General features: G+C 43.5%; 22 protein-coding genes, 1 pseudogene and 1 riboswitch. Of the genes and pseudogenes, 17 read left to right on the forward strand and 6 right to left on the reverse strand.

From position 1 onward, the window contains the following. Nucleotides 1-10: 10 nt before the first annotated feature. The 5 genes and pseudogenes from pgsA to DESGI_RS22845 all read left to right on the forward strand — a co-directional run bounded on the left by pgsA (nt 11) and on the right by DESGI_RS22845 (nt 5,594). Complete coding sequence (gene pgsA / locus DESGI_RS02965; RefSeq protein WP_006523985.1) at nt 11-514, forward strand: CDP-diacylglycerol--glycerol-3-phosphate 3-phosphatidyltransferase; 504 nt, start codon at nt 11-13, stop codon at nt 512-514. A 181-nt stretch (nt 515-695) separates the two neighbouring features. Next, on the forward strand, nt 696-1,400 hold the full coding sequence (locus DESGI_RS02970) for a hypothetical protein (RefSeq protein ID WP_006523984.1): 705 nt from the start codon (nt 696-698) through the stop codon (nt 1,398-1,400). Between the two features lie 454 nt (nt 1,401-1,854). Next, nucleotides 1,855-1,983, forward strand: coding sequence for a hypothetical protein (locus tag DESGI_RS25985; RefSeq protein ID WP_281168079.1), 129 nt, complete (start codon nt 1,855-1,857; stop codon nt 1,981-1,983). A gap of 636 nt (nt 1,984-2,619) precedes the next feature. After that, a pseudogene (locus DESGI_RS24295) lies at nt 2,620-2,880 on the forward strand (zinc ribbon domain-containing protein); the annotation flags it as partial. 275 nt (nt 2,881-3,155) lie between these two features. Continuing rightward, nucleotides 3,156-5,594, forward strand: a complete 2,439-nt coding sequence (locus tag DESGI_RS22845) for a PAS domain S-box protein (RefSeq protein WP_006523982.1) — start codon at nt 3,156-3,158, stop codon at nt 5,592-5,594. Between the two features lie 87 nt (nt 5,595-5,681). On the opposite strand, the gene DESGI_RS25990 is transcribed toward DESGI_RS22845, so the two are convergent. The 6 genes from DESGI_RS25990 to DESGI_RS22860 form a co-directional block, all read right to left on the reverse strand. Continuing rightward, nucleotides 5,682-5,813: a hypothetical protein gene (locus DESGI_RS25990; RefSeq protein ID WP_281168080.1), complete on the reverse strand. Its 132-nt coding sequence runs from the start codon at nt 5,811-5,813 to the stop codon at nt 5,682-5,684. 159 nt (nt 5,814-5,972) lie between these two features. Then, nucleotides 5,973-6,061: riboswitch (cyclic di-GMP riboswitch) on the reverse strand. A 51-nt stretch (nt 6,062-6,112) separates the two neighbouring features. Further along, nucleotides 6,113-7,447 carry a diguanylate cyclase gene (locus DESGI_RS22850; protein WP_006523981.1) on the reverse strand — a complete coding sequence of 445 codons (1,335 nt, stop codon included), beginning with the start codon at nt 7,445-7,447 and terminating at the stop codon, nt 6,113-6,115. Between the two features lie 26 nt (nt 7,448-7,473). Beyond that, nucleotides 7,474-8,049, reverse strand: a complete 576-nt coding sequence (locus DESGI_RS22855; protein ID WP_006523980.1) for a PP2C family serine/threonine-protein phosphatase — start codon at nt 8,047-8,049, stop codon at nt 7,474-7,476. Next, nucleotides 8,037-8,444: an anti-sigma regulatory factor gene (locus tag DESGI_RS02995; RefSeq protein ID WP_006523979.1), complete on the reverse strand. Its 408-nt coding sequence runs from the start codon at nt 8,442-8,444 to the stop codon at nt 8,037-8,039. The genes DESGI_RS22855 and DESGI_RS02995 overlap by 13 nt, the downstream gene beginning before the upstream one ends. Before the next feature lie 12 nt (nt 8,445-8,456). Then, complete coding sequence (locus tag DESGI_RS03000; RefSeq protein ID WP_006523978.1) at nt 8,457-8,801, reverse strand: STAS domain-containing protein; 345 nt, start codon at nt 8,799-8,801, stop codon at nt 8,457-8,459. A 3-nt stretch (nt 8,802-8,804) separates the two neighbouring features. Next, nucleotides 8,805-9,641 carry an STAS domain-containing protein gene (locus tag DESGI_RS22860; RefSeq protein WP_006523977.1) on the reverse strand — a complete coding sequence of 279 codons (837 nt, stop codon included), beginning with the start codon at nt 9,639-9,641 and terminating at the stop codon, nt 8,805-8,807. A 265-nt stretch (nt 9,642-9,906) separates the two neighbouring features. Here DESGI_RS22860 and DESGI_RS03010 point away from each other — a divergent pair, with 265 nt between their 5' ends. The 12 genes from DESGI_RS03010 to DESGI_RS03065 all read left to right on the forward strand — a co-directional run bounded on the left by DESGI_RS03010 (nt 9,907) and on the right by DESGI_RS03065 (nt 25,862). Then, on the forward strand, nt 9,907-11,631 hold the full coding sequence (locus tag DESGI_RS03010; protein WP_006523976.1) for an IS1634 family transposase: 1,725 nt from the start codon (nt 9,907-9,909) through the stop codon (nt 11,629-11,631). 419 nt (nt 11,632-12,050) lie between these two features. After that, nucleotides 12,051-13,220, forward strand: a complete 1,170-nt coding sequence (locus DESGI_RS03015) for a rhodanese-like domain-containing protein (RefSeq protein WP_006523975.1) — start codon at nt 12,051-12,053, stop codon at nt 13,218-13,220. Nucleotides 13,221-13,452: 232 nt separating this feature from the next. Further along, nucleotides 13,453-14,988, forward strand: a complete 1,536-nt coding sequence (gene cls / locus DESGI_RS03020) for a cardiolipin synthase (protein WP_006523974.1) — start codon at nt 13,453-13,455, stop codon at nt 14,986-14,988. A gap of 183 nt (nt 14,989-15,171) precedes the next feature. Then, nucleotides 15,172-17,625 carry a XylR N-terminal domain-containing protein gene (locus DESGI_RS03025; protein ID WP_041284751.1) on the forward strand — a complete coding sequence of 818 codons (2,454 nt, stop codon included), beginning with the start codon at nt 15,172-15,174 and terminating at the stop codon, nt 17,623-17,625. A gap of 58 nt (nt 17,626-17,683) precedes the next feature. After that, the gene (locus tag DESGI_RS03030; RefSeq protein WP_006523972.1) at nt 17,684-18,103 is read left to right on the forward strand and encodes a Zn-ribbon domain-containing OB-fold protein; all 420 of its coding nucleotides are present in this window, start codon (nt 17,684-17,686) and stop codon (nt 18,101-18,103) included. A 110-nt stretch (nt 18,104-18,213) separates the two neighbouring features. Further along, nucleotides 18,214-19,374 (forward strand): thiolase family protein, encoded by a 1,161-nt coding sequence (locus tag DESGI_RS03035; RefSeq protein ID WP_006524657.1) that lies wholly within the window; start codon nt 18,214-18,216, stop codon nt 19,372-19,374. A 49-nt stretch (nt 19,375-19,423) separates the two neighbouring features. Next, complete coding sequence (locus DESGI_RS03040; RefSeq protein WP_006524656.1) at nt 19,424-20,179, forward strand: SDR family oxidoreductase; 756 nt, start codon at nt 19,424-19,426, stop codon at nt 20,177-20,179. A 29-nt stretch (nt 20,180-20,208) separates the two neighbouring features. Beyond that, the gene (locus DESGI_RS03045; RefSeq protein ID WP_006524655.1) at nt 20,209-20,955 is read left to right on the forward strand and encodes an SDR family NAD(P)-dependent oxidoreductase; all 747 of its coding nucleotides are present in this window, start codon (nt 20,209-20,211) and stop codon (nt 20,953-20,955) included. 158 nt (nt 20,956-21,113) lie between these two features. Continuing rightward, nucleotides 21,114-22,361 (forward strand): CaiB/BaiF CoA transferase family protein, encoded by a 1,248-nt coding sequence (locus tag DESGI_RS03050; RefSeq protein WP_015617908.1) that lies wholly within the window; start codon nt 21,114-21,116, stop codon nt 22,359-22,361. Next, nucleotides 22,339-23,559 carry a CaiB/BaiF CoA transferase family protein gene (locus DESGI_RS03055; RefSeq protein WP_006520872.1) on the forward strand — a complete coding sequence of 407 codons (1,221 nt, stop codon included), beginning with the start codon at nt 22,339-22,341 and terminating at the stop codon, nt 23,557-23,559. The genes DESGI_RS03050 and DESGI_RS03055 overlap by 23 nt, the downstream gene beginning before the upstream one ends. 145 nt (nt 23,560-23,704) lie before the next feature. After that, nucleotides 23,705-24,910: an acyl-CoA dehydrogenase family protein gene (locus DESGI_RS03060; protein WP_015617909.1), complete on the forward strand. Its 1,206-nt coding sequence runs from the start codon at nt 23,705-23,707 to the stop codon at nt 24,908-24,910. 184 nt (nt 24,911-25,094) lie between these two features. Continuing rightward, nucleotides 25,095-25,862: an enoyl-CoA hydratase/isomerase family protein gene (locus DESGI_RS03065; protein ID WP_006524674.1), complete on the forward strand. Its 768-nt coding sequence runs from the start codon at nt 25,095-25,097 to the stop codon at nt 25,860-25,862. Nucleotides 25,863-26,115: the final 253 nt, after the last annotated feature.

Genomic DNA, 26,115 nt, shown 5'->3' on the forward strand with positions numbered 1-26,115 from the left:
CTTGCGTTTAATGAAAGAGTATTATTACGTGTCGGGAATTCTCTTTGTTGCAGCTTCTATTACAGATGCCCTGGATGGATATTTAGCAAGAAAATACAATCTCATTACGGATTTCGGCAAGATAATCGATCCCCTGGCTGATAAGCTTCTGATTACATCAGCTTTGATTTGTTTAGTGCAACTAGGCAGTATTGCGGGATGGCTTGCCATAGTAATTCTGGCGCGAGAATTTGTAATTACCAGCTTAAGATCTGTTGCGGCTAGAGAAGGCATAATCATTGTTGCAGAAAGATCGGGAAAAATCAAAACAGTATTGCAAATGTTAGCCTTGTCGGTTATTTTGCTGCGCAATTGGCCTTTTTCAATTTTCACCGATTTACCTATCGGAGATTATTTACTTTGGCTTGCTGTAGGCATGACCTTGTATTCAGGAATTGAATATATTCTAAAAAATAAAACATTACTTCAGCAAAAAAGTTCAAGCATGAAAACCAGTGCCTTTTTTTTGTATTGAAGAGTGGAATATGCATTGGATGCCTCGTCGAGGTGACCTTTATAATTCGAAAAAGGAGTTAAGGTGGGGGAGTTCTTGTGCGAAGAGTAACGAGAAATGGTTTGGATTAAGCTTCAAATGATATTGGAAATTAATGCCTGTAAATGGTAAAATGTCTATAAAATATTGGGAGTGATTTTTTATGGAATTTATATTACAAAAAACAGATATTTTTGACAAGGAAATTGGCGCAAAATTAGACATGATTATAAGAGCCAATCAGGATAGTTTTATTAAAGGATATGTATATAAGTTGACTGTCAGCTTTCATGTAAATCTGTTGAACGATCCTAGGTTTGAAGAGTTTAATATTCCGGTTCCCAGTAAAACAAATAAAGGCACAAAAAAGGATAAAATCTATGATGTAATGAGTTATCAACTAAATAGTCTGGAACAGATTCTTGAGCATCACGGGATTGAAATATATACAGCGACTATCCAAGGAGATAATTTGGAAACGGAAAGTATTTTTAAGATAGAGATTTGCGAAGATACTTCTGAACACAAATTCATGGGTAAAGGCAAAAATAAAAAGCGGATGAAGGTTAAGTCAATTGTACCGAGCCTACCTTACACTCAAGCGAATGTTTCAAAGATAGCGTTTGAACGACTATGTAAAATATATTTTGACATTATTAATATAATAAAAAACAAAAAAATCATGTCGGAAATATTGGAAATAGAAGAAACACAAGACGATAATATACTATATAAGGCCTTTGTTGAGCAATATGGAGAGTTGTGGCTCACAACTAGTGAAAGGGAGAAGGAACTTTTGAATCGTCTTAAAGAAAGAACTCTATTAGTTGTTAATAGGTTTCTGGAAAAAGAAGAAAAAGCGCAATAGAGAAAAAATGATGAACTTGGTTACGATTATCATGTTAATTAGTTTAAAATAAAAATGGAAGTCGTTCAGTTAGTTGTACAAGTTAGTTAATAAATGTTAGCAAATTACTCAATTTTTATAAGCTTTCGCTCGGTCTAGTTGTGTCTGCGCTAAACAGGCTAGCAGATTGCCCTCTCTATGTAAAGGGCTTCGCAAGCGGCTAAGCGGAAACTGTTCATTTTTAAACTGGGATTGACACCAGGGGCCACCTGGACCTCACTCAGGCTGCAATCCGATTGTTTTTGCAATGGTACTGATAACATTCTTGCAATGTTCGTTTCTTAATTTGCCTTTGATGAGCTATAATATCGGAGCTTTCCCAGTATGATAATCTGCCGGTAATCATGATCCTTCTTAACGGTGCTGAATAAGGATTATATTTGCGGGTTATCATTGGGTGTGGCGACGCACGGCAATGGGCGGTGAACGAATTACCGCCGAAGGCGGTAATTCCAAACTACAAGAAAAGCAGGAATTTAGTGGTAAAAGTAGAAAAGCCATCCCTTGTGAAAGTAATCAAGGAGATGGCTTCTTAATCATTTGAGCATAGGAAGATGTAGAGTTTGCGACCTCTCTCCCTATGCCCCGGATGGACTTGAAGTCCCATACAAGATGAGAATAACAACTCCCTGCCCAAATGTCCAGAGCTATATTAAAAATCCCAAAAATTTTCTTCCTATCAGGCCTGTTTGCCCTAATAATTCATCCCACAGGCCGCATTGGAATGCCAATTGGGACCGTAAATTATGCCTGGACCATGTTAACGCAACTAGAATTACGATCTTCAACGCTTATTGCGAGCAATGTCACGAAACAATCAGTTATTGGCCGGAATTTGTGCTGCCATATCAGCGGGAACCGCTGGAAACCTTGGTTATCGCCAAATCTCCTGACTTGCATCATGATGATCTTAGAGGTAAAACCCCTTAAAATTAGCAAGTCAGGAGGGAAAAAGTATGAATTTGCCACCGGATGATGAGCGTGAGCGGGTTGCTTTGCAACGATTTGAGATTATTGTACCCTTGCTGAAACGCCCAATGCCACGTGGTGCCCAAAAGCTCATACTTGAGGAGCTTACCAAAAAGATGCACCTTGATGCCCAGAACCGCCTAACTGGCCCCATAAGAAGTTCCTCGGCTACCTCGGCTATAAGACAGAAAGCCGCGGTAAGTATACTCACAAAGCCGACGAACGGTATAGCACCCAGACGTGCTCTAATTGCGGCAACCGGCAGAAACTCAAGCCCACGATACGCACCTACAAATGCCCAAAATGCACTATGGTGCTGGGTAGGGACGATAACGCCGCAATTAACCTGCTAAATAACTTATTAACCAGCTTCTACAGGCCGAAGGTGAACTACAGGGACTATCGCAAGAAGAAGATATATAGCCGTACCCTAAGTGGTCAGTGGTATGTGGCCTATAAGAAGGTTGGCTAAACCTAAAAGTTATTGCCTCTTGTGGCCGGGCCATATCGAAAGGTATGTGCCGTAGCAATGCGGAAATCTCTGGGATGCTGAAAAAAGCTCCCGGCTCTAAGTTGACTATCTTGGGTTAACTTGGATGCCCCTCACTTTAGTGCACTTTAGTGAGGGGAGGAGGTCACCATGATTCTATAAGTTATCATCATTCGACACGATATCTGAAGGTATTATGTCCGGAATCGTCTAAGATAAAGATGATCTGCCAGTGACTCTGACCAGGGGGTATATCTATGGTAAATGAGGAGCGGACCAAGGAGCAATTAATCAATGAGTTAAAGGCAATGCGCCAACGGGTTGCGGAATTGGAAGCATCCGAAGCAAAACTTAAAAATAGCCTTAAAGAGTTAAACAAGGTTAAAGAAAATTATCAGATGCTGGTGGATAGTCAAATTACTCTGATAGTAAAATTCGACTTTAATGGTAAAATTTTATTTGTTAATAAAACTTACTGTCAAACCTTTGGCAAGGAAGAATCGGAGCTTTTGGGCGCCTCCTTTGTGCCATTGGTACACGTGGATGACAGGGAAGCCACTCTAAAGGCCATGGAAAATTTATATAGACCTCCTTATTGCAGCTATGTCGAACAAAGGGCGATGACCAAAGACGGCTGGAGATGGATTGGTTGGACCGGTAAAGCAATTTCGGATGAGCATAATCAGATAACAGCAATTGTAGCTGTGGGCAAGGATATCACTGAGCGTAAATGCGCAGAAAAGGCTTTGGAAGAGGCCAATCAACAACTGATGGATATCATTGAATTTTTGCCGGATGCCACCTTTGTTGTTGACAGGGATAAAAAGGTCATTGCTTGGAATCGTGCTATTGAGGAAATGACTGGAGTGCATAAAAAAGATATTATTGGTAAGGGGAATTGTGCTTACTCAATACCCTTTTACGGGAAGCCAAGGCCGACTTTGGTGGATTTAATTGAACAAGACGAAACTCAGATCCAAATGTACTATAAGAGTGTGCAAAGAAATAATAAAACCCTTTACACCGAGGTTTATATTCCACCCCCGTTTAACGGCAGCGGGGCAACTTTATGGGTTAAGACTTCTCCGCTTTATGATACCGCCGGTAACATTTGTGGTGCTATTGAATCCATCCGTGATATAACCGACCGCAATAAAATGGCGGAGGAGTTGAATAAATACCGTAAACACCTTGAGACGATGGTAAATAAACGAACTGCCATGCTGCAAAATGCCATGGTGCAACTACAACAAGAAGTTGCCGAGCGTGAGCTGGCAGAGGAGGCCCTGCGCCAAAGTGAACTGCAATTGCGCCGCATTACTGATAACATGCTGGATGTAATCGGTATGGTTAATACGCAAGGAATCATTCATTACCAAAGCCCATCCTGCAAAGATGTTTTGGGCTATGAGCCGGAACAAATGGTGGGAAAGTCTAAAATGGACTTTGTGCACCCTGACGATCTTAAACAGGTACATACTGCCTGGAAGCAGTGTATCAATACGTTATCAAGTAATAAAATAGAGTTTCGTCACCGGCAAGCCAACGGTCAATATATTTGGGTGGAAACATCCTGTAAACCAATCAGCAACGAAAATGGTCTGGTTGCTGAGGCTGTGTTGTGCAGCAGAGACATCACCGAACGCAAGAATGCAGAGCATATGCTGCGCCTTTCAGAGGAACGGTTCGCCAAATCCTTTAATGCCAGCCCTAATATTATGAGTATCAGGACATTGGCTGACGGACGTTATATTTTCGTTAATGATAGTTTTGTTAAGCAAACCGGTTACCAGCATGAAGAGATTATCGGCCGTACGACGGAAGAACTGAATATTTACGTTGACTCTAAGGAATATGCCAGGATGATGGAATCATTTACCAAACAGGGATTCGTCCACAATTATAAGCAAAAATTCCACAAAAAGTCAGGGGATATTCGTCTGGGTTTAATATCTATAGAGTTAATGGAGCTTAACGGGGAGAAATGTATATTATCTAATGTTACGGATATTACTGAATTCGACCGCTTGGACCGGCAGATGGCCCGCCTGGACAGGCTTAATCTAATCGGTGAAATGGCTGCCGGCATTGGGCATGAAATCAGAAATCCAATGACCGGCGTACGTGGACTGCTGCAAATACTTAATAGCAAGGATGATTTTAACGGGTACAGGGATTATTTTAATGTCATGATTGAAGAACTTGACAGAGCTAATTCCATAATTACTTACTTTTTATCGCTGGCCAAAAATAAACCTGTGGATAAGGTTAGTCAAAGTCTAAATAATATAATAGAAACTATATCTCCACTAATCCAGGCGGGTGCCAATGAAGCTAACAAATATATAAACATCGAACTTCGAGATATTCCAAATTTATTGCTGGATGAAAAAGAAATGCGCCAGCTTATTATTAACTTGGTCCACAATGGGCTGGAAGCTATGGCCTTAGGTGGAATACTTACTGTAAAAACGTATACTGACCGCCGGGATGTGGTTTTGGCCGTTCAAGACCAGGGCCAGGGAATTAAGTCGGATGTATTGGAAAAATTAGGTACACCGTTTATTACTACTAAGGATAACGGAACAGGCTTAGGGCTGGCAGTTTGTTACAGCATCGCTGAAAGACATCAGGCCAAGATCGAAGTAGATACCGGCCCTTATGGTAGTACTTTCTTTGTGCGTTTCAAACAATAATAAATGCACAGCAGTGGCTTCTAATGTAATTCGCAATCAGAGGGTATAAGTCCTCCGCAAAGACATCGTTCAATCCATTAATACCTGTTAATAATATATAGCATCTGTATCAGTGACATTTAATGCCGAAAATATATCAAACAGCATGGTATCCAGCACTACACTTACTATTTCAGGGTCGAATTGAACCCCGCTGAAAATTTTTAACTGATCAACCACCTTTGGCAAATCCAGTGCTTTTCGATATATGTAGTATGTTATTTAACGATATATAATCCATTAGGCTATTTTTGTTTATCTCGTTCATTATATGTATAAACACCCCATCCATAAAGAAAAGGCCTGTTAGAAGAAACTAAACAGGCAGAACATAAAAAATCCGGCAGCCTGACTGTCATAGCCCTTTCAAAAACCTTAGACTCATGGCTTTGCGTCCCTGTCTTTCAACAGGTTTGCCTTTTCAGAAATTATTTATCTTATATGAATGAAACCTGGTTTTTACCGCTTTCTTTACTGATTTATAACGCCTTATCCGCAATGTTTACCAATTTACCCACAGTTTTAGCGTCTTCAGGGAAACTGGATACTCCAATGCTTACAGTTACCGGCCTGCGATTGCCATCCTTATCCATAAAACTTTCCGAGCCAATGGACTCCCTGATACGATCGGCTATTTTGCAGGCGGCTTTTTTAGCGACTCCTATCAACAACACTGCAAATTCTTCTCCACCATAACGTGCTATGATATCTTCATCCCTGGTGCATGATCTTAATATACCGGCAATAATCTTCAACAGTTTATCTCCGGCAACGTGCCCATAGGTATCATTATAATTTTTAAAATTATCGATATCGATCATGAGCAGGGAAACAGGCATTTCATGATGTATGGACCAATCAAGTTCTCTCCTAAAACGTTCATAGAAATAGCGGTGATTGAAAACGCCGGTTAAACCGTCGGTGATAGCCGTCTTTTTCACATATTCATAATCAGTGGCATTCTTAATAGCTATGGCCACGTGGGAAGCCACTATAGAAAGCATTTTGAGCAATTCATCAATGATTTCCTTTTTTTGATCGGTAGTTACGCTTAATATGCCGAGAATCCGGCTCTCCACCAGCATGGGCACAGCCAATAGCATACCTGTTCCGGAAAAAGCAGAGTCCCAAGCCTGGGTTTTCAAGTCAATCACCTGGTTTTCCTTCTTGTTTAATACCAGTTGGTTAACTTGCTGTAGAATGTTGCGCTTGGCTTCTACCTGACCGATAATACTTTCGTAGTGTTTAATTAATACCAAATCGGTGGATTGATTATCCATCAAATAAATATAACAATCCTCGTAGTCGATAATTTCCCTGACACAGATCAAAATTTGATCCAATAAATTATTAAAGTTTAGATCAGAGTTTATGATTTTGCTTATTTTATGTAACGTTCCCAGCTCCAATACTTTTCTGTCCAGCTCTTCGTTTATTGAAGCCAGCCTTTGGGTGATAAATTCAATTTCATCCACATAAACCTGCAGCCGCTTATAGGCTACTTGCATAGACATGGCCTGCAGCAAATTATCCTTAAGGTCCAGGTATTCTTTATAGGCATTACCGTAAAAGGTCATAATTTCAATCAATAAATTAAAAGATTTATAGATTTTTGGTACCCATTCACTATAGGGATAGGATTGCAGCACTTCCTTAAAAGATTTTAAATGTGTCTCTATAATTTCCTCAGGCCTGATACCATTATTTACTAATTTTTTACTGAATAGAGAGGCCTGGTACAAACAAGACTCGCTTTCGTCCTCCAAAAAATTTTTAAGGATTTTAACGTATTGCTCATCGAAGTCTTTATGCAAAAGAACCCCCTCCCTTTTTTGTATTGTTATTCTATTTTAATAACCATAATTGTCCGGTCGTCATTTTTCATATATTCTTTTTCAATTTTATGGGCCATATCCCCGGGGTCTTGCAGCAACAAACTGTTTTGTTTTAAAAAGTTACGTGATATACCATCAGAAAAGATATAAATATAATTAACACTTTGAACCGTTCCTTTATTAACATAAGGTAAATGGGGTATGGCACGGCCGAGCGTGCCGTTATTGTTAACTAAACCTACGGGCTTGTCCCCCTGTATATAACCTTCGACATTGCCGATGCCGATATATTCAAATGCGCCTGAAACAAGGTTCAACCGCAATACACTTGCCGCAGCACCGCGTTCGCCTTTAACATAAAGGTGACAATTTAACAACAAATCTTTGACATTTAAATGAGTATGTTCTTTAAAAAAGCCAGTTATCCTGTCAACAGCTCGAAAGGCATCTGCTCCACTGCCCAAACCGTCCATAACGGCAAACAATGCATAATCATTCTTGACAAAGGCCAGGTAAGCGTCACCGTTCAAATCACCCTGATGCTTGGGCAGCGAGACCACCCCATAATCTATCTTAACCATTTACGCACAATCACCTGTGTCCCTTCGCCGAGGCTCGACTTGATACTAAATTCATCCATTAACCTTTTGGTGCCGGGAAGCCCGGTACCCAGACCCCGGGAAGTGGTATAGCCATCTTGCATGGCCAGTTTAATATCAACAATCCCGGGTCCATCATCCGAAGCCAATATTTCAATACCTTTTCGTAAACCATTGTTAATTACCCTAAGATATATAGAGCCTTCCCCTGCATAGAGAACAATATTACGGGCCAGTTCAGAGATAGCGGTGGTGATCCTGGTTTGGTCCACTAGCCCAAAGCCCATCGATTTGGAGACATTTCGCACTGCCTGCCTGGCTGCGACGATATCAAAATCATTTTTAAGATATACATTTATTTCTTGCATGCTTTCCATATTTTACACTCCTTACTTACACGAAGCACGAAGAAGATCAATACCTTTTTGTAAATTCAGTATACCACCCAGGGTAATGCCCAATTCTATCAAGGTAATTGCCACACCAGGCTGTATGCCGGTTACCACCACATCAACACCCATCAGCTTGGACATGGAAGAAATATCCCCTAGTACTTTTGCCACAAAGCTGTCTACAATTTCCACCGCTGTCAGGTCTACCAGTACTCCCACGGGTTCCTGCTGTGATATGTCCCTGGCCAGGCTTTCCTGAAGATCAAGGGCTGCTGTGTCGGATAAGCTGCCCTGTATGGATACTACCAAGCAGTTGTCTATTTTTAAAATAGGAATTTCCATGGATTATATACACCTACCTTTTTGCATGGCGTTTATTTCCAAGCCAATCATACCAAGTGCTGTTTCCAAACCTTTTTTCAAGTTTGTATTGGTGATGATTTCATTAAATAAATTTACATCCAGCTTAATAATGGTTTGGGCCATATCAGGGCTGATACCCACTAAAATACAAGTGCTGCCCAATAACCTGGATGCCTTGGCGGCATTAAGCAAGTTTTGGGCGACGGCTGTATCGATTATCGGCACCCCGGTGACATCAATGATTACAATTTCCGCCTGCTGGGAAACTATGGCGTTTAATAAATGCTCTATTATTTGCTTTGCTCGAAAGGTATCGACAGTACCAACCAGAGGTACCACCACAATTTTATCGAAAAGCGGTATTATTGGAGTTGACAACTCGTTGAGAGCCTGCTGCTGCTTGATTATTGTATTCTCCCGTACCTCCATGTACACCTTGGCCATGCGAACCCTGGATTCGCCGATAATATTGGTTAATATCTTCAAGTACTTGATTATCTTGTCCGGTTGGTCATAAAATTCACGCTCAAGTACGTCTATTAACTTATCACGTAATATCGTCATTACTTTTTGAATATCATTAATGCTGTAGCCTTCGCTGACTTTATGACAGATTAAATCGTAAAAAAAATTAATAAAGTCCTCATCTACACCTGATTTAATTGCTAATACCAATTGGTGGACCAATTCGCGCATTTGATGCCTCAAGTCAGAGTATTCAATCTCATTAATTAAAGGAATATCTAAATTCTTTAATACCGTCGCTGTTTCATGTGCAATTTCTTCAACATTATTAGTTAAGGTTTGGGTCAATCCCATTTGCCTACCTCCTGGATATCATTATATGGAATGTTTAGCCTATGCCGCCAGTTTGTTGATTTTGTATATAGCACTAAATGTTGACCCTATTATAATCCAAGATTTGGCTAAATTCGTCTTTTCGGAAGCATTGAAAAAAGAGGGTGAACCAAAAAGCAAAGGAAGCCAAGGCCTGCGGGCTTAATTTTTTTGTCAAGTTTTTGCGAATATGTGTTGTGTAAATATGTGCAATGAGATAGAATAGCAGAATAAAGGGGCTACGCATATGTATCTACGAAAAACCTACTCGAAGCAGACAGGCAGGACATATTTGTCCATAGTGCAGGGGTACCGGAACAAGGAAGGAAAGTCAAAACAAAAAACGGTTCAAAAGGTTGGTTATCTTGATGAATTAAAAAAGGAATATGACGACCCCGTTGCCCACTTCACAGCAGTTGCGGCAGCAATGGATAAGGAGCGCCAGGCAGCAAAGAGCGTGACCATCACCATTGACATGACCGGCCAAATTGACCGCAATAACGCAAACCGCAAAAACTACGGGTATATCATTTTCAGCGAGATATATCACGAGCTAGAAATAGATATATTCCTAAAAAATGCACGCAGGCACGAAAACTTCATTTTCAACACAGACGCAATTATGCGCCTGCTTGTATACACAAGACTTTTATACCCCGGCTCAAAAAGGGCGTCGGTACTAAACAAAAAACGTTTCTTTGACAATTTCAAGTTCTCGCTTGACGATGTCTATGACGCGCTTACGCACTTCGACAAGATGTCTGGCGCATTGCAGCAGCATCTTCACGAAATAGTTACAGCGCACTATGGGCGGGATACTGACCTTGTCTACTATGATGTCACAAACTATTACTTCGAAATAGACAGGCAGGACGATCTGCGAAAGAAAGGGCCATCGAAGGAACATAGGAAAGACCCTATTGTCCAAATGGGCCTGCTGCTTGACAAGCTCGGTCTGCCTATATCATATAAACTGTTCCCCGGAAACACGCACGATTCACAAACGCTTATGCCAGTCCTGACAGAAGTGAAGAAAAAATTCGGCGTACGGCGGATAATAACAGTCGCGGACAAAGGGCTTAACAGCGGGGACAATATAGCTTACAGCACTGTACTTGGGGATGGGTATATTTACAGCAAAAGCGTCAGGGGCGCAAGCGAAGATTTCAAGCAGTGGGTGCTTGACGAAACAGGGTACCGGCAACTCACGGACAGTTATAAGTTAAAGTCCAAGCTTGTCCCTGATGCAGAAATCAATGTGACGGTGAAGCAAATCGGGAAGAAAAAAATCAAAAAGAAAGAAACCGTAGAACAGAAATGGATTGTATTCTACAGTGAAAAATATGCCGCTAGGGCAAAGCATAAACGGGAAGAAGCGATTGCCAAGGCAGTCAGGATGATAGAAAACCCTGCAAAATACCGGCGTACATTTGACTACGGTGCCGCCGGATATATTGAAAACCTCAAAATCGACAAAGAAACCGGGGAAATAATGAACACAGAAGACACCCTTGTGCTTGACACCAGGAAGATTGAGGACGAGGAAAAATATGACGGATATTATGCCATTGTGACCAGCGAGCTTGACGATGCAGATGAACATATCATTGAAATGTACAGGGGGCTATGGCGCATAGAAGAATCGTTCAAAGTAACTAAGAGCGTCCTCGGTACAAGGCCGGTATATCTTCGTACCAATGAACATATTAATGCGCATTTCCTCATCTGTTTTATCGCCCTTTTGATTGCAAGAATCGTTGAAATGAGACTCGGCGGCAAATATACCATATCCAAAATAACAGAAACTCTGCAGAATGTAGCATGCAGTCACCTGGATCAAAATTTATGGTTGTTTGATTTTGCCGACGAGGTCACGGATGAGTGCAATGCTGTTTTCGGTACGGATTTTGGCAGAAAAGCCATGACACTTCAAGAAATCAAAAAAAATTTCGGGAAAACCAAAAAACACTAAAATTACACTACAACTCCTCGCAAAATAACAAGTCCGCAAGTCCTTGTAATTACATGGCTTGCGGACTATTTGGTTATTTTTGGCTTCCGAAAATAAGTATAGCACTAAATGTTGACCCTATTATAATCCAAGATTTGGCTAAATTCTATCATAATACACTTAAAATAGCTACTTATTGTTTTTTAAAAGCGGATCTAAGCTAAATAAGTCATAAAATATCATAAAAGCTCTAATTAAGTTTAAAAGATTATTAATGGATTTTTTCAATGTTTATGTAATTTTTTTGGGTAAGAATAAAGAGGAGAATAACAGCTCATAAAGAATATTACGGTATTTGAATTAGGAGGTGAATTAGGAGGGAGGGTTAGACCAAATAGCGCGTTTGTAGCTGTATAAAATAATTTAAGGGAGGTAAGGAAATGTTTCAGAGTAAATGGATTTTATGCATAACCTTTGTTGCTCTTTTCTGTCTGCTGCTGGCCGTGCCGGCGTTTGCCGCCCAGAGCAATGCTGTAATCTCAGCCGGGGAACTTAACGGTTTTGTAGATAGTGAAGGCGTGGTTATTATTGATGTCAGGGCTGCTGATGCATATGGTGCGGGGCATATCCCGGGGGCTGTGTCGGTACAAACATCCGAGTTTTTCGAAGAGCTGGCCGGGGTTAAGCAAATGGCTGCCGGACCGGAAAAGTTTTCGGCGTTACTGAGCAAAACCGGCGTGGCTGAAGAAAGCCAGGTGGTTATATACAGCGCAGGTAATGACTTTAAGCATGCCGCGCGCTTATGGTGGACGTTTCACATATACGGCCACCAAAACGCCCAATTGCTGGACGGTGGTTTTGATACCTGGGTAGCGGCGGGTTATGATGTTTCCACCGACCCGGTAACACCTGCTGCTTCGGTATACACCTTGACAGCGGAAGATGTAAATCAGGATGCTGTGGCAACTACTGATGAAGTAAAATCTGCGCTTGGTACCGATACGGTAATTATCGACTGCAGGGATGAAAATTACTATCAAGGTAAAAAATATAAGGCCGCGCGCAGCGGGCACATAGCCGGAACATCTTTACTCAGTGAAAGTGATAACTATAATAGTGACGGAACATTAAAATCCGCCCAGGAACTAGCGGAAATTTATGCCGCCAAGGGTATTACGGCCGATACCCCGGTAATAACCTATTGCAACACAGGGACAACTGCAACTGTTCAGTATTTTGTGTTGACACAAATCCTTGGTTATACCAATGTGCAAAATTATGATGCCTCATTGACAGGTTGGGCCGCTGACCCGGCTCTGCCGATGGAAAGTAGCTATGATTACTATGCAATAGGTTCCACTACCGCCGAAGTAAATGCATCGCTGGTTGACTTGCCCGTGGCTCCCTTTATTGAAGAAGGTCGTGCTTACCTGCCGGCGGATGTGCTGGCCCAAGGCTTGGGGGCTGAATTAACAGAAATACTGATGCAGGATATATTGGTCATTGCCGATGGTGCCGATTGCGTGCCCGTTCGTTATGTAGCTGAAACTTACGGCGCCGAGGTAGACTGGGATAGTGAGAGTAAGAAGATTTCCGTTTACTTAGAGTAATCAGTTGTTAGGTTAAGCAACAAGCGCCTCGGTTTGAGGCGCTTTTATGTTGCAAGCCTACTCCGGTTCCAGCTTTGCGGTAACCCCGCCGCTCACTTTCTCCGTGCATTCATATATTCTTTTAATTAACCAAAGCCTCATGTAATGTATTAAAATTAATTTAGCACAGAACAGACTTGTGTTGCTAAAGAACAATTCATAACGGCATTTTGCACGGAGGAGAACAAGGTAGATGAAGAAGCTATTTAACTTTATTTTCAACAGGATGACCATGGTAGTTATAGCCATCATTGCACAAATATCTTTTTTAGTGGTTTTTGTCTGGAAATTAAATGATTATTTCATCTATATGCAGGGCTTGTTTTGGGTGCTTAGTACCCTGCTGGTACTAAAAATTATTAACAGCCGCAGCAACCCGATTTATAAGATTGCCATCATTATACCTATATTGATTCTGCCTATTTTGGGCACCCTGCTGTATTTTGTGCTTGGGAATAACAAACCCATGAAGAGATTTAAGGAAAGGATCATGAAGGAATTCATGAAGATCAGCGGTTTGCTGGCTCAGGACCGGAAAATTATCGATGAATTGGAAGGCCTGGATAAGAACATAGCCAACCAATCCAAATACATTTTGAACACTTCATTATTTCCAATATACAAAAATACCACCACCCAATATTTGTCTCCCGGTGAAGTTATGTTTGAAAAATTAAAAGAAGAATTGGGCAAAGCAAAGCATTATATATTTATGGAATTTTTTATTCTGGAAGAAGGCCTGATGTGGGACAGCATCCTGGATATTTTGGTGCAAAAGGTGGGGGAGGGAGTGGAAGTACGAGTTATGTATGATGATGTGGGCTCCATTTATCTCCTGCCATCCGGGTTCAACCAAAAACTAACCGGTTTGGGTATTCAATGTGTAGCCTTTAATCCTGTTTCACCGGTTTTATCGCTGCGCATGAACAATCGCGACCATAGAAAAATAGTTGTTATTGACGGGCGGGTTGCTTTTACCGGGGGCATTAATTTGGCGGATGAATATATTAATGCTTATCGCAAATACGGCCATTGGAAAGATTCCGCCATTATGATCAAAGGTGATGCGGCCTGGAGTTTTACCGTTATGTTCCTGCACCTTTGGAATGCAACAAGGCCAATGGATACTGACTATACAAAATACATGGTGTTTAACCGTGACAGGCTTTCGTGTGCGTCCGATGGATATGTTCAGCCCTATGCCGATATGCCCCTCGATGAGCACCTGGTGGCTGAAAATATTTATCTCAACATCATTAATAAAGCTAAAGATTATGTGTATATCAATACACCATATCTTATTGCGGACAATGAAATAGTTACCGCCCTTTGCCTGGCTGCCCAAAATGGGGTGGATGTAAGGATTATTACACCCTATTACCCGGATAAATGGTATATACACCCGGTTACCCGGTCATATTACCCGCAGCTTATTGAGGCGGGAGTGAAAATATACGAATACACACCCGGCTTCATGCATGCCAAAACCTTTGTGGCTGACGATGAATTGGCTACGGTAGGTTCGCCCAACCTTGATTTCAGAAGTTTGTATTTGCATTTTGAATGCGGCGTATGGCTGTACAAATCTAAAGCAGTCAGCCAACTTAAAGAAGATTTTCTGAGCACGTTAAAAGTCTGTATCCAAATCCAGGCTGAAAATTGTGTGGCCGTTAAATGGTCTACCAGGTTTTTGCAGATCATTCTTCGAATATTTAGTCCTTTATTATAATGAGTGTTCGAAATTATATAACCTACATTAGTCAAAAAATTATCACAATCTTTCGCCTATTTAAGGTATATTCAGTCCAACTTCAATATGTTATATTGTTATCAGAAAATATGAAACATACTAAAAATTCATAATAGAGATTATATAAATAAAATTGGTATTAAATAGTAGGGGGTATTGCTTGTGATTTCCGGTCCGGTATTTACCGACCTCCTAACTGTAAATAAAGATGAAGGACTCATCAGGTTTAACCAAAACCGCCTGTTATTGATGGAGTCCGAGACCATTTTCCAGCTACGGGAGGAACTAATCCAAAACCTTGGCTATGATATTGCCCGCAACGTCCTGACACGCTTTGGTTATAGATCCGGCATGAAGGATGTAGTAGCATTTAAGAATCTTTATTATTTTGAAAGCGATGCGGATTGGTTGCTGGCCGGACCCAAAATGCACACCCTGGAAGGTATAGTACATTCTACTTGCGAGTCACTGGAATATGACCGCAGCCGGGGCACTTTTCATATGACCGCAATATGGCGCAACTCCTACGAGGCTGAACAACATTTGCAAAAGCATGGCCGGGCAAACGAGCCTGTTTGCTGGAGCTTAACCGGATATGCCAGTGGCTATGCGTCGGGTTTTATGGGCAGTCAAGTAGTTGGTATCGAGACCATGTGTCAGGGTATGGGGGATCCTTATTGCAAGCTGGAATTACGATCCCTGGAGGAGTGGAATGGACAGGAAAACCGGGTTATTGATGACTTAAAGCAAAATATGATCATGAAAAGCTTGCAGACTATGCTGGAGGAAGAGAGGGAACGGGTAAGCCTACTGAAGCATTTAAACAGTGCCATCATTGATATAGGAATGAGCCTTGAATCATCCAACATGCCTATAAAAACCGTTACCTACGCCCAAAGGTTGTTTAATGCTAAAAAGGTCATCCTGGCCATTGTAAATGTGCAATCCGGAAAGGCAGTACTATATGAAACTATCAACCGAAGTGAAGTAGCCACGAAAGTTTTTGCCGGCGATAGCGATATTGCAGCATTCATACTAAAGAATCGCCAGCCCATGGTTTGGGAAAACAGTGAAAAAGTTCTTGATTTGGGATCCGGCAGCATAAGGGTAAGAAATCTTATCTATATACCTTTGGATTCAAAAGAGCTATTCGGCGCCATTATCGTTATCAACAAAGTAAACGGTAAACAATTTACCCAGAACGACCAGGAACTGTTAACCTTACTGGCTACACAATCATCTATCGCACTGGGCAATGCAAGAGCGTATGAGCAAACCAATCGTGATCTGAAGGAAAAGGTAGATGAATTATACAGGGTAAACAAGCTTCTTTATGCTGAACATGATGCTTTGCAGAAGGCTACTAATATTCACAGCCAACTTACTTCTGTAGTGTTGGAGGGCCACGGGTTGGAAATGATAGCTCGCAATTTAGGTTCGATTGTGAATAAGTCCGTAATTATTACAGACCAGTTTTATAATATTATGTCTGTTTACGGTCAGGAAGACGATTTTGATTTAAAAGAGTTCTGGCATACTGCCGTGCAGGACCCGACACTAAAGCAGGAATTATCGCTTTTTAAAGAAAAACAGCTCAATGTTGATGATAAACGCGCACACATTTTTTACAAATACGGCCATTTCGAAATGTTTATAGTACCGGTGACGGCCAGCAAAGAAAGCCTTGGATTTGTAATTACCCTGGAAAAAAACAAGACCCATAACCAGTTGGAATCCATAGCCATGGAGCAGGTAGCCACTGTAATAGCGCTGGAGATATTGAAGCAAAAGGCTGCTTTTGAAACCGAGCGCAGGATTAAAAAAGACTTTCTGGAAGAACTTTTGAAAAATAGCCACGAAAATGAAGACGGCACCATGACTAGAGCCAAAGAATTGGGGATGGATTTATCACAATTGTATAGGGTGTTTGCTGTTGAGCTTATTGATGAGGACTCCAACGGGCAGACGGAACTGCAGGGCGACACCGTAAACAGGCTGGGAAACCTTTGCCAGGCCTTGGAACGCGTGATTAAACAGGTTTCTGACAGTATGGTGCTCATTGGAAAGAAAAATTATTTTATCGGTACATTATCGTTAATCGGCAAATCACGCAAGAATACCGACCGCTACCTGCAAGAAGTAATTGAGAATTTGGAAAAACTCTTCAAAATCACCTTCCCAAATTACAGGTGGTACATAGGAATCGGCTCACCGTGCACCGGGGTGGCTAATTTTAACTCCTCTTATCATGACGCCTGTACTACCATTGAAACAATAAAGTCTTTGAGATTCGAAAACAAGTGCAGCTCCTATGAGCGAATTGCGGTTTTGGGGTTATTGAACATCAACATTGAGCAGCTGAGAAGGTTTGTTGATAAAACAATCGGCTGTCTTTTGGAATATGACCAAAAGCATAATTCCAATCTAATATTTACACTGGATTTGTACTATAAAAATAACTGTAACGTGGAAAAGTCAGCCCGCAAGGGATTTATGAGTTCCTCCACTATTAAGTACAGGCTAAGGCGTATTACCGAAATTGCCAATATTGACCTGAGTGACCAGGAAACAAACCTGGCTATCCAGTTGGCACTAAAAATTATTCAAGGTTTATAAAGATTTAACTTTTGGGGTTAAATGTTTAATTAAATATTTAAAAAGAGGGGGTATTCCTTTGGAAGAGCAGGTCATTTATCATCCAGATTTTTTTGTAATACCAGAAGGAGGAGAGAAGCCATATTTGATAGCATTCCGCTGCGAGGAATGCGGTAAAACGTGGTTTCCCATACTACCGTACTGTCCCAATTGCTGGTCAGAAAAATTCGACAAAAGGGAGCTGCGGAAAGGCAAACTTTATACCTATACGATCATGTACACTCCGCAAAAGGGCATCAAACCACCCCTGGCTTTTGGATATATTGATTTCCCGGAGGAAGGCGTAAGGGTTGGCGCGCAAATTGAAGTAGGTGCTGATGTTGAGAAAATAAAGGAACAGATAAAAATAGGCATGGAAATGGAGGTAAAGGCCGGAGTAATTAGGGAAGACGCCAGCGGCAAAGACGTTATTAGTTATAAATTCACACCTGCAGTGTAAAAATTGTTTTCAAACAGCAATGTTAATAGATATATGGGGTAGATCCTTTTTGATGGGCATTTAAGCCATATACTTTGTGATAACTTTCACATAGGAGGTGCAACTAAATAGTGAATTATAGAGATGTTTATATTATCGGTGTAGGTATGACCAAGATATATAAAAAGGCACCCGTAACCGCTGATGAATTAGGAAGACAAGCAATCCATACAGCAGTCAAAGATGCCGGTATTTCACCTAAAGAAATTCAATCCATATTTATCGGTGAAATGGGAGGTCTGTCCGGCAGCGTATGTTTCGGCCAGCGTGTTTGCGGAACCCTCGGGCTGGGCGGCGTTCCCATGGCCAACGTGGAAAGCGCTTGTTCCAGTGGGGCTATAGCCGTCCACCTGGCGTATAAAGATGTGGCGACGGGCAAAAGTGATGTAGCCATGGGCATAGGCGTGCAACACCTTTCCAGTTCAAGAGCAGCCGGCACCGGACTGGCACCGGACCCCAGAGACCCCGAAGGGATCCAGGGGGCGACAATGGCAGGTATATATGCCATGCGGGCCCAGCGTTACCTGCACGAGTTTGATGCCACACCAACTGATTTAGCCCTGGTTTCGGTTAAAAACCGCAGGCATGCAGCGATGAACCCGTATTCTTCTTACCAGCAGCCAATTACCGTTGAGGAAGTGTTAAGCGCCAGGACGATTGCCGATCCCCTCACCATGCTGATGTGCTGTCCAAACGCCGACGGTGGCGCGGCAGTAATCGTCGCCACCAAAGAAAAAGCGCTGCAGCTGGGCAGCAAGCTGGTCCGTATAGCAGCGAGCTCACTGACTTCCGGCATATTCAGAAACGACTTCAGAGACATGACAGAGATGGAAATTACCATTAGATGTACCAAAAAAGCCTATGATATGGCAGGCGTGGGTCCCGATGATATCAACATGGTCGAGTGTCACGACGCCTTTGCCATTGGAGAATTCTTATATTATGAAGCCATGGGCTTTTGTAAACATGGTGAAGCGGGCCACTTTATCAGAAGCGGCGGTCCCGATTACGGTGGCAAGGTAGTATTCAGCCCCCGGGGAGGCCTGTTATCATGCGGTCACCCAACCGGTTGTACCGGAGCCGCTCAGATTGTAGAGGCAACCTGGCAATTACGGGGCGATGCCGGAGCCCGTCAGGTGCCGGACTGTAAAGCCGCCATAACCCATGTGACGGGCGGCGGGGTATACGGTTTGGATAATGCAGCCTGCACAATGCATATACTTACACGTTAATCAACCAGCATGAAACATTAATTGAATTTACCGGGAGGAGGATAACGCAATGAGTGTGCAAGATAGAGTTGCTCTGGTTACCGGTTCCGGGGGCGGAATCGGGGAAGTGGTAGCCAAAACCCTTGCGCAAAACGGGGCCAGGGTGGTTATCAACGATATTAATGAAGAAAATGTGATGAGAGTTGCAGAAGATATAAAAAACGCGGGCGGAGAAGCATTGGGCTTTGTTGCGGACATCTCACAAAGACAACAGGTCCAAATGATGATTAATAGAACCGTGGAGCGTTTCGGCAGTATTGACATCCTGGTCAACAATGCGGGGATTGCCAAAGACAAGGGCTTTCTTAAAATGACTGAGGAAGATTGGGACAGTGTACTTAATGTAAACCTTAAAGGAATGTTTAATACCTGCCAGGCAGCCATAGCCCACATGAGGGAAAGGAAATACGGGCGGATTATCAATATTTCGTCCCGGGCCTGGCTGGGCTGGCCGGGGCAGGCCAACTATTCAGCATCCAAGGGTGGCGTGGTAAGTCTTAGCAGAACACTGGCACTGGAAATGGCCAAACATAAAATCACGGTTAACTGTATAGCGCCTGGGATTATCAGAACTCCTTTATTCGATATGTTAAAGGAAGAAGTGCAAAAAAATCTGCTGGCACTCCAGCCCGTGGGCAGAATCGGGGAGCCGGAGGAAATTGCTTATGGCGTTCTGTTTTTTGCTTCTGACGAATCCAATTACGTTACCGGGCAAACCATATTTATCTGCGGCGGCAAGAGTATCTACAGTTCACTATCCGTTTAATGCTTTAATTGGAAGGAGGTTAAAAGGATATGCAAGTTAAAGATAGAGTAGCTCTAATCACAGGTTCGGGAGGCGGCATAGGGGAAGGAATAGCCAAGAAACTGGCCAAGTGCGGGGCCAAAGTAGTAGTTAACGACGTTGACAACACCAAGGTTGACCGTGTTGTGGGAGAAATCCTTGAAGCCGGTGGCACAGCCATGGGTATAGTTGCAGATATAACCAAACTGGCTGAAGTCGAGTCAATGTTCAATAAAACAGTTGAACAATATGGTCAAATTGACATTCTGGTCAACAACGCCGGGGTAGCCAGGGACAAATCAATCAGAAAGTTAACCGAAGAAGACTGGGACATCGTATTAAACGTCAACCTGAAAGGCGCGTTCTTCTGTGCTAAAGTAGCCTCTGAATATATGAGAAATCAAGGTTACGGTAGAATCATCAATATCTCCTCAAGGGCCTGGCTGGGCGGCCCGGGGCAAGCCAACTACTCGGCATCCAAAGGCGGTATAGTCAGCCTCACCAGGACACTGGCCCTGGAGCTGGGCAGGAAAGGTGTTACCGTAAACTGTATCGCACCCGGTTTAATCGACACACCACTATGGCAAATTCTTACGCCCGAGATCCAAGAACGGCTCAGGAATAAACAACCCGGTAAAGAAATCGGCACCGTTGATGACATCGCCAATGGAGTGCTGTTCTTTGCCGGTGAGGGAGCAGGTTACATTACCGGGCAAACTATCTTTATCTGCGGTGGCCGGAGCTTATTTGCGGGTTGATGTAAACTGGTTTAATTTTGAAGGGGTTTTATCCCCTTCCCCTCGGAAGGGGATACTGGAGTATTGGCAGCTCACACTGGGCTGCCGGTAAGCAGGAACTCTTGGCTTGCCGCGATATAACCAAATGCGGCAGGTGAGAGAGGAGGTAAAGACACAGAATGGAATCAAAAACAAGTCCACTCGCGGATGTGCGGGTGTTGGAATTGGCCGGTGAGGTTGGCAGTTGTGCCGGAAAGATGTTTGCCGATCTTGGCGCCGATGTAATTCATATCGAACCGCCTCAAGGTGACCCGGCTAGAAGGTATCAACCTTTTTACAAAGATGTGCCCAGTACCGAAGGAAGTCTTGAATATCAGTACTTTAACACCAACAAAAGAGGTATGGTCCTGGATATAACCACCGAGGAAGGTAAGGAAATATTTCTTAAACTGGTAAAAACAGCCGACATCCTTATCGAGAACGAACGCCCCGGTTACCTTGACCAACTGGGACTGGGCTACAGTCAATTAAGCGCTGTAAACCCAAAGCTTGTTCATGTAGCCATAACCCCCTTTGGGCAGGATGGCCCGTATAAAGATTTTCCGCAGTCGGATCTGGTATGCATGGCTATGGGTGGCTTTTTATACCTGGCCGGCAAAGATGATGAAAAACCCTCCCGGGCATACGGCGATCAAGCATATATGATGGGTTCACTGTATGCGGCAATGGGAAGTATCATCGCCCTGTATCATGCTGAAGCAACCGGAGAAGGACAGTTTCTGGATGTTTCCATGCAGGAGAGCGTATCCACCGCCCTGGAAAACGCGGTGCAATACTATGACCTGGAAGGTATAATCCGCAGGAGCTTAATCGGTGCGGAAGCCGGATATGGTACATATCCCTGCCGGGACGGGTATATCTTTGTAATGGCGGCCATGGGTAAAAACCGCTACCTGTGGGATCCCTTCGTTGATTGGCTGATCGAAGATAAAATTGAAGGCGCTGAAGTTCTAAGGGGCGATGAATGGTTGGACCCGCTGTATCGCCGCAAAGAGGAATCGGTAGAAACATTCAAGAAAATCGTTGAACCTTTCCTAATGAATAAAGATAAGCTGTTTTTATATGAGGAAAGCCAGCGCCGCAAATGCTGTGTTTTCCCCGTGAGCAGCCCCAAGGATGTTTACAACAATCCCCAACTGCAATACCGGAAATTTTTCAAAACAATGTACCATGAAGCACTGGGGGGCGAGATCCATTATCCCGGTCCTGCTTATGATATGACTGAGATGAAGTGGGAGCTGAGTAAACCGGCTCCGGTTTTCGGGCAGCACACCAGTGAGATTCTGCAGGAATTGGGGTATACACCTGATCAAATAGCAGTGCTGGTGAAAGGGGGTGTAGTGGTTGTCAAAGAAGATGCCGCTTGATGGAATTATTGTAGCCGACTTTACCTGGGTAGGAGCCGGTCCCATAGCCACCCGGTTCTTGAGCGAATATGGTGCCAAGGTGATTAAGATTGAAACAAAAAGCAAGCCTGAAATACTGCGGATGACGGGACCATTTAAAGACGGCATACCCGGGGTAGATCGAAGCGGCTATTTCAGCAACCGCAACCCCAATAAACAAAGTATCTCTTTAAATATGAAACACCCTAAAGCCCGTGATGTCGCAGCCCGGATAATTGAAAAGAGCGATCTGGTAATTAATAACTTCAGACCAGGGGTTATGGAAAAATGGAAGTTGGGCTACGAAGACGTTAAAAAGATTAAGCCAGATATCATATTTGTCACCATGTCAATGCAAGGATCATCCGGTCCGCACAGCTCTTACATGGGATTCGGGGCCACGCTTAACGCCCTGGTCGGTTTCAACCACCTGAGCGGTTTTCCCGACCAGCCTCCTTTCGGTACGGGAACAAACTACTCCGACCACGTTGCAGTGCCGACCCATACAATTTTTGCCCTTATGGCGGCGTTCAGACACCGCAATAAAACCGGTAAAGGGCAATTTATTGAAATCCCGCAGTCGGAAGCAGCGATTTGCATGAAACCGGTTGCGGTCATGGATTATGCCGTCAACGGCCGTGAACAAAGCCGCATCGGCAACAGGCATCTCAATGCGGCACCCCACGGGGTTTACCGGACATCGGGCGATAAAAGGTGGATCGGCATAGCCGTATACAATGACAGCGAATGGGAGTCCCTGAAAAATGTAATGGGTAATCCGGCGTGGGCCAATGACCCCAAATTCGCCACCAAAGAAGGGCGGATGGCCAACCAGGATCAGCTGGACAGCATGATTGAAAAATGGACCAGTGGGCAAGACGGCCATGAACTGATGCAAAAATTGGCCGGCAGCGGAGTGCGGGCCGGCATGGTGCTAAATGCCAAGGATATGTTGGAAGACCCGCAGATGCAAGCAAGGGGCCACTGGGTTTACCTGGACCACCCGGAAATAGGGGTAAGCGCGTATAACGGTTGTCCAGTCCACATGTCCAAAACGCCTGCCCAGTACAAAACAGCCGCGCCTTTACTGGGCCAGCATACTGAGGAAGTAATGAAGGAATTTTTAAATATGGACGACCGGGAGTATAAGCAATTAGAAGCTGATCAAGTGTTTGCATAACACTACAGCGATGGTGCCAGGTGTTGAAAGGTTGAAAGTTGAAAATGAAGACGATCAGGGGTAATGGCTCAATAAGTAATTTTCGCTGTAATAATAATAAAAAACCATATTTACCGGGTTACTTTTAACATAAGGGGGAGCACCTATGGATTTTTCCTTACCTGAAGAGTATGTAATGCTAAAACAGATGGTGCGCAAGTTTACCGAAAAAGAAATGTTTCCACTGGAACAAACCATTATCAACCGGGAAGCGGAAAGAGGTCTGTCGGACACGCCCGTCATTCCCCCCGAAGATGAAAAGAGGCTGCTGGAAAAAACAAATGAATTAGGCCTATGGGGTATCGACGTCCCGGAGAAATTCGGGGGGCAGGAACTGGGCTACCTGGCCAAGGTCATTGTGGTGGAGGAGATGAACCGTTCCATTGTTCCTTTGACGCTTCCTCCCGATGCACCGAACCTGAATTATTTACTGTCCTGCTGCAATGAGCAGCAATATGAAAAATACCTCTTGCCCTATGCTCGGGGAGAAAAAATATCCGCCCTGGCTATGACCGAGCCCAACGCGGGCACCGACGCCGGCGGTATCCAATTGCGCGCCGACCGCCGGGGAGATAAGTGGGTATTAAACGGCAGCAAAATGTTCATCAGTTTTGCCCATAAGGCCGATTTCTTCATCACCATTGCGGTATCGGATAGGGAAAAGGGCAAAAGGGGCGGTTTTACCGCCTTCCTGGTGGATAAGAACACACCCGGCCTGACTGTTGTCCGCAATATTCCGGTTATCGGAGAAATGGTATCCTATGAGCTTGTTTACGATAATGTGGAACTGGATGAAAGTCAAGTACTGGGTGAGGTTGGGCAGGCTTTTATCCCACTGCAGAACCGCTTTGGCGTGCGCCGTATGGAGCTGGGGGCCCGCTGCTGCGGACTGGCGGACAGACTGATTAAATTAATGATTGAACAAGCCAATATTCGAACCACTTTCGGCAAGCCCCTGGCGGATCGCCAGGCTGTGCAGTGGTGGATCACCAATTCAATGATGGACCTGCATGCCGCGCGGCTGATGGTTTATCATGCCGCCTGGAAAGCGGACCAGGGGATTAAAGATTTGCGTTTGGAAGCAGCCATGGTCAAGGTATTTTGTACCGAGATGCTTACCCGCATAGCGGACCGGGCAATTCAAGTGCATGGCGGACTGGGCCTAAGTAAGGAAATGCCCATTGAATACATCTACAGACTGGTACGTATTTTCCGCATTGTAGAAGGCCCGTCCGAGATACACCGCTGGCTGGTGGCCAGGGAATTAACCAGGAATAACAAAGTTTATGATACATTTGCACTGGAGCGCTAACACTGCAGAGAATTGGTACCGGGTGTTGAAAGTTGAAAGTTGAAAGTTGAAATATAATCGCCGGGGAAAAGGAAAATACCTGCGGGCAGTTGTTTAATAGGTAATTTTCGCTGTGCTGCTAATTTAAATTTAAATTTTAAAAGTATTAAAAATATAAGATAAATATGAGGAAGGGGAATGAAGAGTGGGCGTACTTTTTGAAAAAGATGGTCATGTGGCCGTTGTCACCTTAAACCGGCCGGAAGCTTTAAACGCTTTGGATCCTGAATCCTGGGAAGAGTTAAAGCAAATTTGGTACGAGATAAAAACCGATCCGGAAATTAGAGTGACTGTTTTAACCGGGGCCGGGGAAAAATCATTCTGCACAGGCTCGGACATGAAGAAAACCATGCCCCCCAAGGAGAATTTTGCTTCCACTTATTTTGAAACCGAAAGCTTAATTGCGCCAATGGAAATGTGGAAACCAATCATCTGTGCCATCAACGGCTACGCCATCGGTGGCGGCCTGGAAATGGCCCTTGCCTGCGATATCCGCATAGCATCCTCAAAAGCCTCTTTTGGCTTATCGGAAGTTAAAGTGGGCAGCCTGCCCGGCCTTGGTGGCACACAGCGCCTGCTCCGTGCCATACCACCGGCCATTGCTATGAAGATGCTTTTAACGGCTGAGCGTATTAATGCTGAGGAGGCATACCGGATCGGCCTGATCAGTGATGTTGTGGAGCCCGATCAGCTTTTAGACTACGCCAAACAAATGGCCAAGAAAATCGCCGGCAATGCCCCGTTATCGGTAAAAGCAGCCAAGCAGGCAGTTGTTATCGGCGCCGACCTGCCCCTCAGGCAAGGTATGGCCTATGAAAACCTGCTCTGGGGAATACTCCGGGACACCGAGGATAGGATTGAAGGCCGCGTAGCATTTGCTGAGAAGAGACCTCCAGAATACAAGGGCAGGTAATTAATCAATAAATAAATAGTATGAGCTTAAATATAGATTCAATCTAACTTAAGTTTCACTGCGACGGTGAGGTGGTGCCAGGTGTTGAAAGTTGAAAATCTAAAGATTTTAAACTTTCAACACCTGGCACCAACCAAGGCGTTTTAAGCCGTCGCATATGATAAAAGCCCGTAGAATCACTGACAGAATGCATTATAAAGTCAGAATATTCTAAATAGTGGACTATTCTAAAAAGTAGAGTCAAAGTAAGCAA

The organism is Desulfoscipio gibsoniae DSM 7213 (genome assembly GCF_000233715.2).
In the GTDB taxonomy this organism is placed as follows: domain Bacteria; phylum Bacillota; class Desulfotomaculia; order Desulfotomaculales; family Desulfallaceae; genus Sporotomaculum; species Sporotomaculum gibsoniae.